Here is a 14,279-nt window from a genome sequence, read left to right as displayed (position 1 = left end):
CATCTTTAAAACTCTTTGAGAAAAAATAAATTGGTACAAAACCTAGTGTCAAAATATACAAAACCTGCTGGCAAGCTACACCTAGTGTCAAAATATACAAAATCCGCTGGCAAGCTACAGCTACATACAGCTACAATACAACTGGCTGGGGAACTTGGATTCGAACCAAGATTGACGGAGTCAGAGTCCGCTGTTCTACCATTAAACTATTCCCCAATAAGCCAATTTTACTATTTCTAGCAGATTCTATAGTGTAGGCAAGTGCAAAAAATCTTTAGATTATCGATAATAAAGAGCGATAGGGATATCATTATAATCCCAGTAGGGGCGGACTCGATATTTTAGCATATAGCAATAAGCGAATAAAAACATATAAATAGAGCACACCGCGAACGGAGGCATCACAAACTCTTGTTGAAATATTCTCTAATAGGTATATGCCTGTCAGGCAACAGCTACTAAATCATGGAGAATTTATGAGTAATATTCCTACTTATCCTGTTACCCCAAACCTACAGTTGGTATACGTTTCAAACATAGAGTACTCTACGGCTTTTTACAAATTCATCTTCAAGAAAGAACCTGTGTTTACCTCGCCACGCTATGTTGCATTTGCTTCTTCGGGGGATGCTCTCTTTGCTCTCTGGTCTGGGGGCGATACGCCTGAGGAAAATGTGCCTCGTTTTTCAGAAATCGGCATTATGTTGCCTACTGGAGAGGACGTAGATAAGCTCTATGCGGAATGGAAAGAGTAAACCACTGTTGAGATAAATGTTTTGAAGGAACCGTATACTGATGTATTTGGACGTACCTTCCTAATCAAAGATCCAGACGGACATATTATTCGTGTTTGTCCACTGGATTAAAAAGCTTGAGATCTGATCTTTAATTGTCTGAATTATAATACCTGAATTATAATAATTGTCTGTTTCCAAAACCTATAAGCTATGCAAGCTAAGAGGCTTACTTACGACGTGTGGCTTATCCGTTCGGTGCTGTTCCACTATATTCAGCCCCACAACCTGCCTGTTTCCACAGGCGGTCTAATTGGCTTGGACATCAGTCGGCGTTATTGCATGGCCAGTGATCAGTACTTGTAAAATCATAGAAGCTATCCCTCATCGCACTTATATTGAGCCTTTTATTGGAATGGGAGAAATATTCTTTACAAGGAAATTGATATCTTTTGAAGTTAAAAAGACATTGTACATAAAAACTAATAATATCAATATATTAAGTGCAGTTATTTTATATGAATCCACTTAATAATCCATACTTTTATGCATGTTTGAATTGATCATTTTTTATATAAGATTGCCATGGATGTATAGACCATAAAAAGCAAATCATGATGCAAATATTATAACGCATGGGTGCATTCAAATGAAAAGCGGTTATCATTCATAACAGGTCATAAATTTTATGATACGTCACACAGCACAAATCACATTGTTTTAAATTTCAGTCGTTTGGAATTATCGATAACATAAATTGCATACGTTTAAGAATGGGATGTGTTTTGCTCTTTATTTGAGTGCAACCTTAAAAGGAATAATCGTTTGAAACGATCATAAGCTTATAGATTGAGTTCATAAAGATTGCATAAAAGAATTTAAAGACAAGATCGTTTTTAAAAACGCTTACTAAAAAGTTAGTAAATGATAGGCAGGCATTATATAGATACTATCATCACAATATAGAATGAAAATCACAATGTTATGTCTTATGAAATTGAAAGCCTTTTAATGATATAACGCAAGCAAGCGAGAAAAAAACGTTTTAAAAGTTACAGTTTAAAAATACGAAACCAAATGAGCTCTCTCAAAATTTGGGGGGCACCTATTGAAAAAAAGATGAGGCAGCAAAATTCAAAACCATTGTAACATCTAAGGTATGGGATTTTATTCAATTTTGAGTCAAAAGCTATAATGTTTAAAGATGGCTATTCTAAAGATAACGCCTCCAAAATTGGATTGGTTAATTTTGCCAACTCAAATTTGAGCTGGTTAATTTGCAAAGAAGTTACATTTGAGTGCAAAATGAAAAGATACTTATGAAAGCCTTATTGAGAAAACATTCATTTAAGATGCATTTTCTTTTGATTGGATTGATAAAGTTACCAAGCGTTTATAGATTCTATAATGCTAATGAATGATATCAAAATCATAGCTATCATTTACGTTTCTTTTGATAAGTTTTCATATTTCTAAATAGAGCACTTGCAATATGATACGTTTTGTATATATGAATTTATTACTCCATTGTGGATGATTCATTTGAATCTTATAATCAATATCTGAAAGCCGCGTCATATCATTTGGCTCGGCTTTCTTTTTTGAATTCTCTCTTTAGATAGGTTTATAGCTATTAGATAAGGCTTTCCCATAAACAGAGCCAGATATACGTGTATTACTATGGAAAGGATTTATTTGCGAGAGGATTACCAGACAATGTTTGCTTTGCTTGCGCAAGAGAAAAATTCTTCTCTCTCAATGATGTGTCTCAGATCCGAAAAATCTTTAGCCAATTTAAGATAAAAGAGGTTGGCACATCTTATACATGTGGTTCAAAGAATCCGCACCGGCTCAAGAGCTTATCATCTCAAATTGCAATTTTTAGAGGAAGAGAAAATATGCATTAAAGGGATTTTAAATGACCCTTGAAAGTTTTGCAGATCCTTTGAAAAAATAAATTGATGCAAAACCTGCTTTCAAATTATACAAAACCCGATGACAAGCTACAATCATTAAATACTGGCTGGGGAACTTGGATTCGAACCAAGATTGACGAAGTCAAAGTCCGCTGTTCTACCATTAAACTATTCCCCAACAAGCTAATTTTACTATCCCTAGCAGATTCTATAGTGCATGCAAGCGCAAAAAATCTTTATGATTATCGATAATAAAGAGCGATAGGGATGTCATTAATTGTTTTGATTTGAATATCGACATCATAAATGTCTTTAAGAATTTTTGGTTGCATAATTTCTTTTGGAGTCCCACAATAGGCCGCTTTCCCATTTTTCAATGCAACAATCATATCTGAGTAAGATGAGGCAAAATTAATATCGTGCATAACAATAAGAATGGTTTTTTTCAGTTCATCAGCTGTGCGGCGTAATTGCTTCATCATAGAAACCGCATGTTTCATATCCAGATTGTTTAATGGTTCATCTAAAAGAAGATAATCAGTGTCTTGGCAGATAACCATGGCTATAAAAGCGCGTTGACGCTGACCGCCAGAAAGTTCATCTAAAAAACGGTCTTTTAAATCTTGTAAGCCGAGATAGCGTAGTGCACTGTCGATAAATTGTTTATCTTCATGTGTATACCAGCCTTTTGAATAAGGATAGCGTCCGAAACTCACTAAATCGTATACGGTTAAGCGAAAAGACAAAGGATTTTCTTGACGCAAAATTGAGAGTTTTTGAGCCAAAATATCGTGGGGCATTTTATCAATATCAAAGCCGTCGATATGAATTGTACCATTATGGTGTGGTAAAAGACGTCTTATGAGCATTAAAAGAGTTGACTTTCCCGAACCATTGGGGCCAATCAGAGAAATAACCCCCCCTTTTGGAAGATGAAGGCATAAATTATCGATAATCAATCGTGCTCCGTAAGCCTTGGAAAGATGATTGATCTCAATCATTTTAGTTTTCCCTTCATCAGTAACATTAAGAAAACAATTCCCCCACAAAACTCAATGATAAAACTTAAACGTCCTGCCATATGAAAAATTTGTTCTAAAATAAATTGTCCACCCACCAGACAAATAATAGCCAATAATATTGCAATTGGAACAACAACACTGTGTTTTGCTTGAGGAGAAAGTTCATAGGAAAGGTTGGCAACTAACAGTCCAAAAAAGGTGACGGGGCCTACTAATGCGGTGGAAATTGATACGAGAATGGAAACAAAAATAAGGACAGCTGTCGCACTTTTGTGGTAATTAACGCCAAGATTGAGGGCATTTTCACGTCCCAAAGCCAAGATATCAAGAAGATGACGGGAATGCCATCCAATCAGACTCACAATGAAGACAATGATTGTGGCAAAGCTTATTAACGGTGTATTAAATTTATTAAAATTTGCAAACATAATATCGGTTAAATTCATCATTTGGTCTGGATTTAGTTGCAATTGCATAAACATTCGTAAACTGAAAAAAAATCCGCCTAAAACAACACCGATTAAAAGCGTCAAATGAAGCCCTTTTAGGCTTCCTGAAAAGAGCCAGCGAAAAAGGCTTATTGAAAAAAAAATAAGAATGAGGGCTTCAAGAACGAGCTGTCCTTCTTCATTCAAAAAGGGCAAAGAAAGAGAGCCTACAAAATACATTAGGGCAGTCTTTATTAAAATATAAAGCTGATCAAATCCCATAATTGAAGGGGTAAGAAGACGGTTATTAACGATTGTTTGAAATAAAACTGTAGAAACGCTTATTGCATAGGCAATAAGAAGCAAAGAGGAAAGTTTTGTAAGACGAAATTTCCATGTATAAACATTGATGTTCCACGTCATGTAAAGACTAATGACAGTGCATGCTATGATGATAAGTGTTGTTAGTACACATATTGTTTTTCTTCTTCTATCCAAGACGCTTTCTCCAGCGTAAAAGCAGTATCATAAAAATAAAACTACCGATTACACCCATTATGGTGCTGATGGGAATTTCAAGAGAAGGATGAATGATTCGTCCTAAAAGATCACAAATCAAGACCAATCCTGCACCGCTGATGGCCACCCAAGGAGCGGTATAGCGCATATTATCTCCCATGAAACTTGAAACAATATTTGGAATAATCAACCCAACAAAAGGAATACGGCCAATGGTACACACAACAACAGCAGTGATTGAGGCGACAATAAAAAGACCAAAAAACATGACAACACGATAATTCAATCCAAGGTTATTGGTTAAATCTTCTCCCAAACTTGCAACCGTAAAGCGATCAGCAGTACAATAGGCCAGAATACAAAGGGGAAGGGATAGCCATAAGAGCTCATATTTTCCTTCAAGAATCATCGCAAAACTGCCAAATAAGTAAGCTTGAAGAGAAGGAAGTAACATTTCATAATCTGCAATGGCATTGGTTAAAGAGCCAATAATATAGCTTAGCATAATCCCTGTAAGGGGTACAATGAGAGCAGATTTTAGAGGAATGCGTCGCAATAAAAACATAAAAAGTAAAGTGCCTACCATGGCAAAAATTGTCGCAACGACCATTTTTCCTAAAACAGGAATATCGGGCCCAAAAATCATAATAAAAAGAATGCCAAGGGAAGCAGATTCAATGGTTCCAGTGGTTGATGGCTCGACAAAGCGATTGCGTGTTAATAGTTGCATAATCATGCCTGAAAGTGCAAGTGCTGCGCCTACTAAAAGGATTGCAATGGTACGAGGAAGACGTGTTTGCCAAAAAATAAGCCACGCATGGGGATCGGCTGCGAAAAGGTTAGAAGGTGTGACATCAGAATAACCAACAAAAATGCTGAGGATAGACAGGAAAATTAGAAGTGTTATGGTTATCCAGTAATTCTTCACGTTAAATCATTTTCTAACAAAATCTACAAAAAGCAAAGACTGCTTAATAAACAACCTCTGCTTTTAAATTTTATTTATATAGCAAGCAAGCTCTTTCGTGCGCTTATTTGCTCTTTGTAAAGGCTTCATTGATCTGCTGTGCGGTTTCAATGAGTGCCGTTAAACCGCCATTTGCACGATACCAACTCCAAGAGTCCAAATAAATAATTTGGTTTTGTTTGCTTGCTGTTGTGCGGTGAACAAGCTCATTGTTGAGCAATTGTGCTGCGGATTGTCCTTCCCGTCCAATGGCTGCATCGCGATCAATCACTAACAACCAATCAGGATTGGTTTCAAGAATGAATTCAGGAGAAATGAGTTGTCCATGTTTTTGCACGGTAAGTTTATCAGTTGCAGGGGCAATTCCAAAAGCGGAGTGAAAAATATCGAAACGTGATTTTGGTCCGAAAGCACTGATTTTTCCACCAGAGGTCATGAGTATGAGCCCGGTGCCTTTTCCTTGGGTATTTTTACGGACTTCAGCAAAAGCTTCATTGATTTTTGCAATTTCTTTTTCTGCTTCTTGTGTTTTACCAAAAATTTTTCCAAGGATAGACACATTTCGTTTTATATCTTCAAGAGAATTTTCGTTTTCTACTGTTAGATCAATTGTTGGGGCTATTTTGGATAAGTCTTTATATTTTGCTTGAGTTCTGGAGGAAATAATAATCAAATCGGGTTGAAGAGTGGCAATTTTTTCATAATCTGGCTCAAAAACGGTTCCAATTCTTTCATATTTTGCATCGTCAAATTGTTGCAGATAGGAAGGTTTTTTTCCTTCAGGAAGGCCGATAACTGCTTGGATACCAAGGCGATTCATATTATCTAGCGAGGCAAGATCAAACACAACAACCTTTTGCGGAGAAGTGGGAACAGAAGTCGTTCCTGAAACATGATCAATCGTTACATTTGTCTGGGTACTCGTATTTGCAATACTCGTATGAGTCCACAAAATCGTTGCAAAACTAATTGCAACCAGTAAAACAGAAGTCATCCATTTCATATATTTTATCATCGTGATTTTATCCTTTTATCTAATATTACAAAGGTTTGCGCACTTAAAAACTTAACTTTGGTATTTTTATGCACAAAATGAAGCGTAAATAAATAACACTATGTTGTAAAGTTGACTGACATATGTTACAAATCGTTCACTTACCTCATTTTCACTTAATTCTAGTGTTTTTGCAACATTATTTAGAAAGTTTGACATATGATCAATGTATTTAAAAAGCGTACACGTTTGTACGCACTGACAACAAGTGCTTTCTTCTTTTTACAAGGTGTAGATGTTTCTATGGGGAGTGGTTGGTTCTCATCATACCTTCCTTCAGTTTCATTGCCATCATTATCATCATTTACCTCTTTCATTGGAGGATCGAGCACAGGGGCTATAACACCACCCGGAGGAGTGGAGGTTTCTGAAAGAGCAGAACCTAGAGTCGATAATGCTGTTAATAGTGGTCCTGCTCAGGCTCAGGCTCAGGCTCAGATTGTGCCTATTTTAAATCATATTCGACCTATTAGTGCTTGTCATTCTAGAAAGAATAATGTTTTTGTTCCTGGCATGATACGGAATGTTGCAGGTAGTAGTGTTCGTGTTGCGAGTGGTGCAGGTGCAGTACCTGGTGTTGCGAGTGGTGCAGGTGCAGTGCTAGGTATTTTGGGTGATATTCCAGATGGTGTGGGTGGTGTGCCAGGGCTCCCAGGTTCAGGCGTTTTATCTACTGGGATAGGAACAGTAGCAAATGTGCCGCAAGCAGGTGTACCAGCTGGCTTTGGTGGCTCATTAGCTCTTGTACAAGATACTTTATTATCAGGTAATATAGCAGGAGGAGGATTAAACACTGTAAGTCAACAAAGACCAAAGGCTATATTAGGTGTTTCGAGTGGGGCAGATACAACGAATCTGCCTGCTATTCCAGGAGTTGGTCCAGGTACTATGTCAAATGATGCTTTGAGTAGTATGCCAGGTGTTCCAGGTGCAGGCGGTGTATCTACTAGGAGGGCAAGAGCAACAAGAGCAGAAAATGTGGAAGCAAAAGAAGCAAAAACAGCAATAGCAAGTGGGAAGAAAACACGTGCGGGGCTTGCAGGTGTACCAAGTGGATTAGGAGGAGAGTTGGTTAGAATACTAGATGTTCCAAGAAATGTAGATGTTTGGACATTATTTAATATTCCGCGAAAAGATAGTTTAAGCGAAACATATTTTCCAGTGGGGGAAGAGGCGCTAAGAGTACAAAAAGCGAGTGCAGATGGTCTTGTTGGTATGCCAGGTATATCGAGTCCTGTATTGAATTCTTTACCACCTGATACATCAGGTGCTATGGTGCCTGGTGTGAGTGTATCTATACCAGTTAGTGATGGTGTTGGGGCTCTAGAATTTATAGATTCTGTGGAGGCAGGTAAAGGATTGGCTGATTTACTCAATGGTGATCAGCGAATATATGGATCTATTTCCTGTGATCAGTCCGGAGTATATGCTCTAATAGGGGGGACTATTATAGCGGATCAAGGTGAGAGCGCTGTAAATGTGGAATCTTCTCTTGATGATGGGAAAGTAGTTGTTAATTTGGACGAAGTATCCATTGAAAGTATGAATATTGGGAAAGAACTTTCTGAAAGTTTATCTGCAGTGGGTATACAGGATTATAAAGTAGGTATAGAGAACATAGATAGTTTATATACTCATGATCCGCTTTATGTTGGTGTATATGTCGGAGATTCTGCTTCAAATATGAATGCAGAGGTTAATTTGAAAAACTCAAATATTCAGGGTTTTTTTATTGGGCTTCGGACTGAAGAGACTGGAAAGATCACGATGGTGGGGGGAGGAATCAGAGATGCGTATATAGGTGCTCTTGCTAGTGATAATGGGTGGATTGTTTTAGAGAATGTAGATATTAATGTTAAAAGAATCGGTTTAGTTAGTTTGGGTCCATCCGTTATCGAGATGAGGTCTGGAGCAATTACCGTGAAAGAGGGTGGAATAGGAGTTATCTCTACAAAAGAGGGGACTGTTCTACTAGACGGGACGGTTATCAATGTTGCTGAGGAACCAAAAACTACAGAAGTTGGTACTTCGGAGACGAATATAGGTTTATTGTCACTTGGAGGTACTATTTCCTTTAAAAATGGAAAACTTAGAGCTCCTAATACTGTTGCATTGTTGGTAAGTGATAGCTTTAAGAATAATATCTCTGTAGCTTCTAATAGAGTCTCTGGAGCTTCTAATAGAGTAGAAGCGGAGAGTGAGGATGGCGATGATACGCAACAGGGTTCTAAGGCTAATAGTGATTCTTTCATTGGTGAGGTCATCTCTATTGAAACTAGAGATGGCGCTGTCCTTAATAATATTAGTTCCACGTATTTTGAGGCTTTATTCCCTATAGAGAATTTTTTAGGAAGCGGTGCAGATTCTAGAAGTACTAGTGCACCATCTGGAGCTGGCGCTGGAGATTCTGCAGTGGTGGCGTCTAAACCAGATGCAAACTCTAGGGTTGTCAACTTAATAGTTTCTGATATTCAAAATTCAACCGTTAAAGTGGAAGGTAAGTCTTATGGTGTATTTTTTGGTGATATACCTTCGAATGTGAGGAGAAAAAATGATCAAACGAGTGTGAGACAAGAAAGTGGTCAAAATGTAGGTCAAAATCTGGGAGAGGGTGGAATAAAAGATGATGGAGATAGTTTGCATGCAGTTCTTTTGAAAAATACGGTTTTCAGAGTTCCTAATGGTGTGGTCATTTATGGTAACAGTTTGGATGGGTACGTCGTTGTAAAAGATGACTCAACTCTTTCGGGTGATTTAATGTTGAAAGCTGAAGAGGGGTCGCATTTGTCGGTTTTTGTTGAAGACTCTGTCGTCATGGGGGGAGCTCACGTTGATAAAAAATCTCAAGCTAGGCTTTTTCTATCTGGGGGATCAGAGTGGTATTTAACAAAGAATCTGCATAATCGTTTGGAAAATTCAAATACGGGTTGTGTAGATTCATGTCTTTCGTCTATGAATCTTGTAGATAGTAATGTTAGATTTTTTACTTCTTTGAAAAATAAAAATACATCTAATAAAGATATTGAGTATCGAACCCTTCGCATAGGAGATGGGAATGGAACAGTTTATAGTGCTGCTTCTGCCGCTACAATTTACTTCAATGCAAATTTGATGCCTAGCAATACAGAAAATTCTCAAATATCTGACAGATTGTTGATTCATGGTGATGTTTCTGGAAAAACAATGGTAGTTGTGAATGATACTTCTGATGGTATATCACAAAGTCAGGATACACCTCATAGCATTTCAATTATTCAGGTTTTTGGAAATGCAGAGAGGGATTCTTTTAAGCTGAAAGGTGATTATATTACACGAGAAGGGTTACCTTATAAGTATGTTCTTCGTGCTTATGGTCCAACTACTCCTCCGAAAATGCAGTATTTTGATAAGACATTACTTAAAAATAGTAGAAGTGTTTGGGATTTTCGTTTAGAAGATGAATATTTTATACCTCTCGTTTCTGCTTATACTGCTACTGCTAATTTTCAACCTATTTTTAAGGCTAAGCCACTTGTTGCAGTTGATTCTACTGATGCTTCTACTGAAACTGCAATAGATACTAATGCTGACACTGGTGCTGGTGAAGTAAATAGTGAATCCATAACTCCTCCTGTATCTGGGGAATCTGCATCTGTAGTCTCTGTTCAAGGCAATTCACTTTTGAGATCTGAAACATCTGACGAATTTTATGAAGATGATGATGACGAAGATTTTACGGAATCTGAAACATCTGAGGTTGTAGTGCATACCTTTTTACCTGTTACTCCATCTCCATCATCTGTTACTCCTTCTTTATCCAGAAATTTGGCACCTTTAGTACCTCCAAGAGTTAATTTAAGTGGGAGATCTGATACAGGTAAAGGACCTGTAATATCTGCCGATGAAATTTTTGTAACACCTGGGGATCATATTGTATCTAAGAGGCCATCACCTATAAAATCAGCTGCTGCTATGAAGGCTGCTATGAATGCTTCTGTTCCTGTGGTTTCTGAGATAGCTGTTATATCTTCTAATGGAGTTTCTGCTATGAAGCCTTCTACTTCTGAGATATCTGCTATATCTTCTAATGGAGCTTCTGCTATGAATGCTTCTGCTCCTGAGATACCTGCTATATCTAATGGAGCTTCTGCTATGCAGCCTTCTACTTCTCTGGTTTCTGAGATAGCTGTTATATCTTCTAATGGGGCTTCTGCTATGAATGCTTCTTCTCCTGTGGTTTCTGAGACATCTGCTGTATCTTCTAGAGCTGTTGGGCGTGTTCTTATGCTTAGTCGTACTGGTAATGGAGATGTTTCTTCTAAGGAAACGGTTTCTTCTACATGTGATGATATGAATAATGGTGAGAAGGGATCACAGACTACTTATTTGTGTAGAGATGGTAAATCGCGGACAATAACAGGGAAGACACTGAAGGTAAGTGATAAAACTCAGCATCCTATGCATGCAAAAAATCAGGATACGGTTATTAAGTTAGAGGGAGCCACAATTAGTGGTGCGGATTTTTCTGATAGCAAAAATAATGTTGATTTTAATGAAATATATGCCGTGAGTGCTGTGCTTGCAGAAGAGGGGGCAGAAGTTGTTTTGGATAATAAATCAACAATTACCTCTTCTGTGATTGGGCTTGAAGCGCAAAGTAGCGGGAAGGTTACAATGCATGCTGGAACAGTCAATGCGCGTTATGTAGGCGCTTTGGCGGGTTCTGGATCATCTGTTAATTTAAAGGATACGAAAATTAACGTAACGGGGGATTTAGCTGTGGCTGGTTTGGCGAGTCAGGCTGGTGAGGTAACTATGGACTCTGGAACGGTTATGCTGACAAATGGAGTGGCTGTGAGATCAGAAGCTGGGGGACGTGTAAGATTAAACAAAGTTAATATTACTGCGAAAAAAGAAGCAGGAAAGTCGAATTTTACAGAGAAATTTGGACGTGCAGCTTTTTTGGTGAGTGATAATGCTTCTGTTGATTTTAAGAACGGAAATGTTGTTACTGATGCTCATGCTTTGTGGATTATAAAGTCTGATGATAATGTGGTTGAGACCGGCTCTTCTAGGAGAAGGAGATCATCTGACGTTCGTCCTACTATGAATCACGTAAATATCGAGTCTTCTACTGTTAAAGTGGAAGGTGAAGGAACCTATGGTATATATTTTGATGGTCTAACGCTGAAAGAAGGGAGTGAGAAAACTCGAAGTCAGAATCTAGAAACTGCGCAAACAGGTGTTGCTAAGCGGAGCGCTGTATCCAAACAGGAGAATACACCTATAGGCATAACAGGGACAGTTTCGTTGAAAAAAACTGATTTTGAAGTTGCAAATGGTATAGCTATCTATGGTAATAATTCTGGTGGTCGTGTTTTATTAGAAAATAAAACAACTCTTGCTGGTGACTTGTTATTAAAAGCCGAGAATGATTCGAACATATTGGTTTCAGTTGACGGTTCTATTGTTACAGGCGGTGTTCGCGTTGATAAAAATTCTTATGCAAAATTAGACTTGGCTAATAATTCACAGTGGATTCTAAAAAGAAGTACACAGAGGAATTTGGGGACTCTAGATTCAGGATGTGTGGATTCATGCATTTCTTCTGTAAGTCTTGTAAATAGTGCTATTGATTTTGCACCTTCGGAATCTGAAGGAAAATATCAGACTCTCTATATTGGAAATGGGAAAGGAACTGTTTATGCGGCACAGGGTAATGCTGTAATTCATCTCAATGCACGTTTAAATCCTCGTGATCCGAGTGATCAGCAAGTCACTGATCGGCTTGTCATTCATGGTGATGTTTCTGGAAAAACAAAAATACATGTACGAGGTGATGCGGGCAATGTAGGAGATGGTAAAGCGAATGCCAAGATTGCTCATAGTGTTTCAATTATTCAGGTCTATGGTCAAGCGAAGAAAGACTCTTTCCAACTCGATGGCAATTATGTTGCACTGAGAAACTCACCTTACAAATACACCCTTCGTGCTTATGCTCCAGAAGCGACTTCGAAACAGGAGCATGTTCAGCAGAAATTTGTTAAGGATGGTGGAGAATTTTGGAATTTCCGTTTAGAAAATCAGTATGTTAAGTCTGTTGGATCTGCTGCCCTTCCTGAACAATTTGTAAGGTCTGTTGTTCCACAGGTTCCAACTTATCTCAGCTTGCCTAATAGTGTATTCCACGCTGGTTTGATGGATATTAGCAATCAAAATAAGCAATTGGAGACGTTACGGATGACTTCTACAGGAATGGTAGAGGTTCGTGAAAATCCCGCTTTATACTTGCGCGGCTATGGTGGAAGTTATCATTATGCTTCAGATCTGTCCGCACTTGAATATGGTTACGGAGGTGATCTTAGTTATAATGGTGTAGAGGCAGGTGTTTTGCTGCAAACTATTGAAAATGCTGACAGTGCTATATCCTTTGGCGTTATGGGAACTTATGGAAAACTTTCTCTGCAGCCTGTGAATGTTGAGCACAGTCAGAAGAGTGCATTTGATAAATGGACTGCTACGGTATATGGTAGCATGCAGCATAATGTTGGCTTCTATGTCGACGGTCTTTTATCCTATGGTCTGTTCAAAGGTGATGTTCTCACCCTTGCACGGGGTAAAACAGCAACATTAAAAGGTAATCCTTTGAGTGTTTCTTTAGCTGGTGGTCAGACAATTATGACAGGATATAAGGGCTTTGTCTTTGATCCGCAGGTTCAGGTTGTGTATCAACATCTCCAGTTTAATAAAGTCCGTGATATCGACAATTTTAATATTGAAATGGGTAACCTTAATCAGTGGGTAGCACGTGTTGGTGGACGTTTAACCAAGATTCCTACAGGTTCTGAAGGCGTGAATGCTGTTGCTTTCTATGGTAAGCTTTATCTTGCTCATGGTTTTGAAGGAAAACAGTCTGTGCATTTCAATGATGCTTTCAAGTTAGGAGCTTTTGGTTCTTCTATAGAGGCTGGATTAGGTTTTAATGCCAAATTGTTGCCACAGTTCTCTCTGCATGCTGATATTCTCTATCAACATAAGCTTAATAAGGCTGGTTTTTCGGGAACAAGTTTTTCTGGAGGAGTACGTTATCAGTTTTAATATAAGGTACACTATGTACCTTTTTAGAAAAGGCAGCACATTGTGCTGCCTTTTTTCTTTATAACAACTTGTGTTGTTCTTAAAAAATCTCGTCTTCTTTATTAAGCAAAAAAGACATAGTTTGTTTTGTGCATGAGAGCACTTTTCTCCGCTAAAGCGAATTTTCTTAAAATTTATGCTGCTACTGATGCGATAGAGTGCTTCGCTTTTATCGGCTTTTTAAGCGTTCAGCAGACCGGTATGCGTTACGTTATCCTTTTTGGTACTGTATTGATATTATCTAATATAATATTTGATGTTTTCTAAAGCTCGTTTTTGAGAGTTTGTTTTCTACTGATTTAAGTCATTGTTTCATTCATCTCCTTGTGGATTAATTTTTAAAGCTCACAAGGTTTGATTGTGTTTTTAATTAATTACACGCACTGGTTTTATTTTTTCTTTACACGAAATACAGAATGCATTATACACTCATAAAGTGTGTTTTTGCAATTGTTCTCTTATAGGTGGTTTTGGCGTAGAGCTTTTGCCAAATTTATTGGGATAATTCATTACACAGTTCAGA

At 37.9% G+C, this 14,279-nt stretch carries 6 protein-coding genes, 2 tRNA genes and 1 pseudogene; 3 read left to right on the top strand and 6 right to left on the bottom strand.

Annotated features, from left to right (window positions below):
• Positions 1–142: 142 nt before the first annotated feature.
• Positions 143–216: transfer RNA gene (locus ACFILT_RS00860), tRNA-Gln, on the bottom strand.
• Between the two features lie 368 nt (positions 217–584).
• On the opposite strand from ACFILT_RS00860, the gene ACFILT_RS00855 reads away from it, so the two are divergent.
• The gene (locus ACFILT_RS00855) at positions 585–755 is read left to right on the top strand and encodes a hypothetical protein (protein ID WP_375679439.1); all 171 of its coding nucleotides are present in this window, start codon (positions 585–587) and stop codon (positions 753–755) included.
• A gap of 1,658 nt (positions 756–2,413) precedes the next feature.
• Positions 2,414–2,619, top strand: a pseudogene (locus tag ACFILT_RS00850) (DNA adenine methylase); the annotation flags it as partial.
• A gap of 135 nt (positions 2,620–2,754) precedes the next feature.
• Here the strand turns inward: ACFILT_RS00850 and ACFILT_RS00845 are convergent.
• The 5 genes from ACFILT_RS00845 to ACFILT_RS00825 form a co-directional block, all read right to left on the bottom strand.
• A tRNA-Gln gene (locus ACFILT_RS00845) sits at positions 2,755–2,828 on the bottom strand.
• A gap of 64 nt (positions 2,829–2,892) precedes the next feature.
• Positions 2,893–3,651, bottom strand: a complete 759-nt coding sequence (locus ACFILT_RS00840) for an ABC transporter ATP-binding protein (RefSeq protein WP_375678777.1) — start codon at positions 3,649–3,651, stop codon at positions 2,893–2,895.
• Positions 3,648–4,523, bottom strand: a complete 876-nt coding sequence (locus tag ACFILT_RS00835; protein ID WP_375678778.1) for an iron chelate uptake ABC transporter family permease subunit — start codon at positions 4,521–4,523, stop codon at positions 3,648–3,650. Before ACFILT_RS00835 ends, ACFILT_RS00840 begins: the two co-directional genes overlap by 4 nt.
• A 67-nt stretch (positions 4,524–4,590) precedes the next feature.
• Positions 4,591–5,547 carry an ABC transporter permease gene (locus ACFILT_RS00830; RefSeq protein ID WP_375678779.1) on the bottom strand — a complete coding sequence of 319 codons (957 nt, stop codon included), beginning with the start codon at positions 5,545–5,547 and terminating at the stop codon, positions 4,591–4,593.
• A gap of 103 nt (positions 5,548–5,650) precedes the next feature.
• Positions 5,651–6,601 carry a siderophore ABC transporter substrate-binding protein gene (locus ACFILT_RS00825; RefSeq protein ID WP_375613669.1) on the bottom strand — a complete coding sequence of 317 codons (951 nt, stop codon included), beginning with the start codon at positions 6,599–6,601 and terminating at the stop codon, positions 5,651–5,653.
• A gap of 198 nt (positions 6,602–6,799) precedes the next feature.
• Here ACFILT_RS00825 and ACFILT_RS00820 point away from each other — a divergent pair, with 198 nt between their 5' ends.
• Entirely contained in the window at positions 6,800–13,717 is a 6,918-nt protein-coding gene (locus ACFILT_RS00820) for an autotransporter outer membrane beta-barrel domain-containing protein (protein WP_375679438.1), read from the top strand.
• The last annotated feature ends 562 nt before the right edge of the window (positions 13,718–14,279 follow it).

It is taken from the genome of Bartonella sp. AP7XZML (assembly GCF_042195745.1).
GTDB lineage: Bacteria > Pseudomonadota > Alphaproteobacteria > Rhizobiales > Rhizobiaceae > Bartonella.
The sequence above is the reverse complement of the archived record's forward strand: the minus strand, read 5'-3'. Positions and strand labels throughout refer to the sequence as shown.

Bases quoted from the DNA above. Each gene is read 5' to 3' on its own strand.
- ACFILT_RS00840 (WP_375678777.1), bottom strand. From the start codon at position 3,651: ATGATTGAGATCAATCATCTTTCCAAGGCTTACGGAGCACGATTGATT.
- ACFILT_RS00835 (WP_375678778.1), bottom strand. From the start codon at position 4,523: ATGACGTGGAACATCAATGTTTATACATGGAAATTTCGTCTTACAAAA.
- ACFILT_RS00825 (WP_375613669.1), bottom strand. From the start codon at position 6,601: ATGATAAAATATATGAAATGGATGACTTCTGTTTTACTGGTTGCAATT.
- ACFILT_RS00820 (WP_375679438.1), top strand. From the start codon at position 6,800: ATGATCAATGTATTTAAAAAGCGTACACGTTTGTACGCACTGACAACA.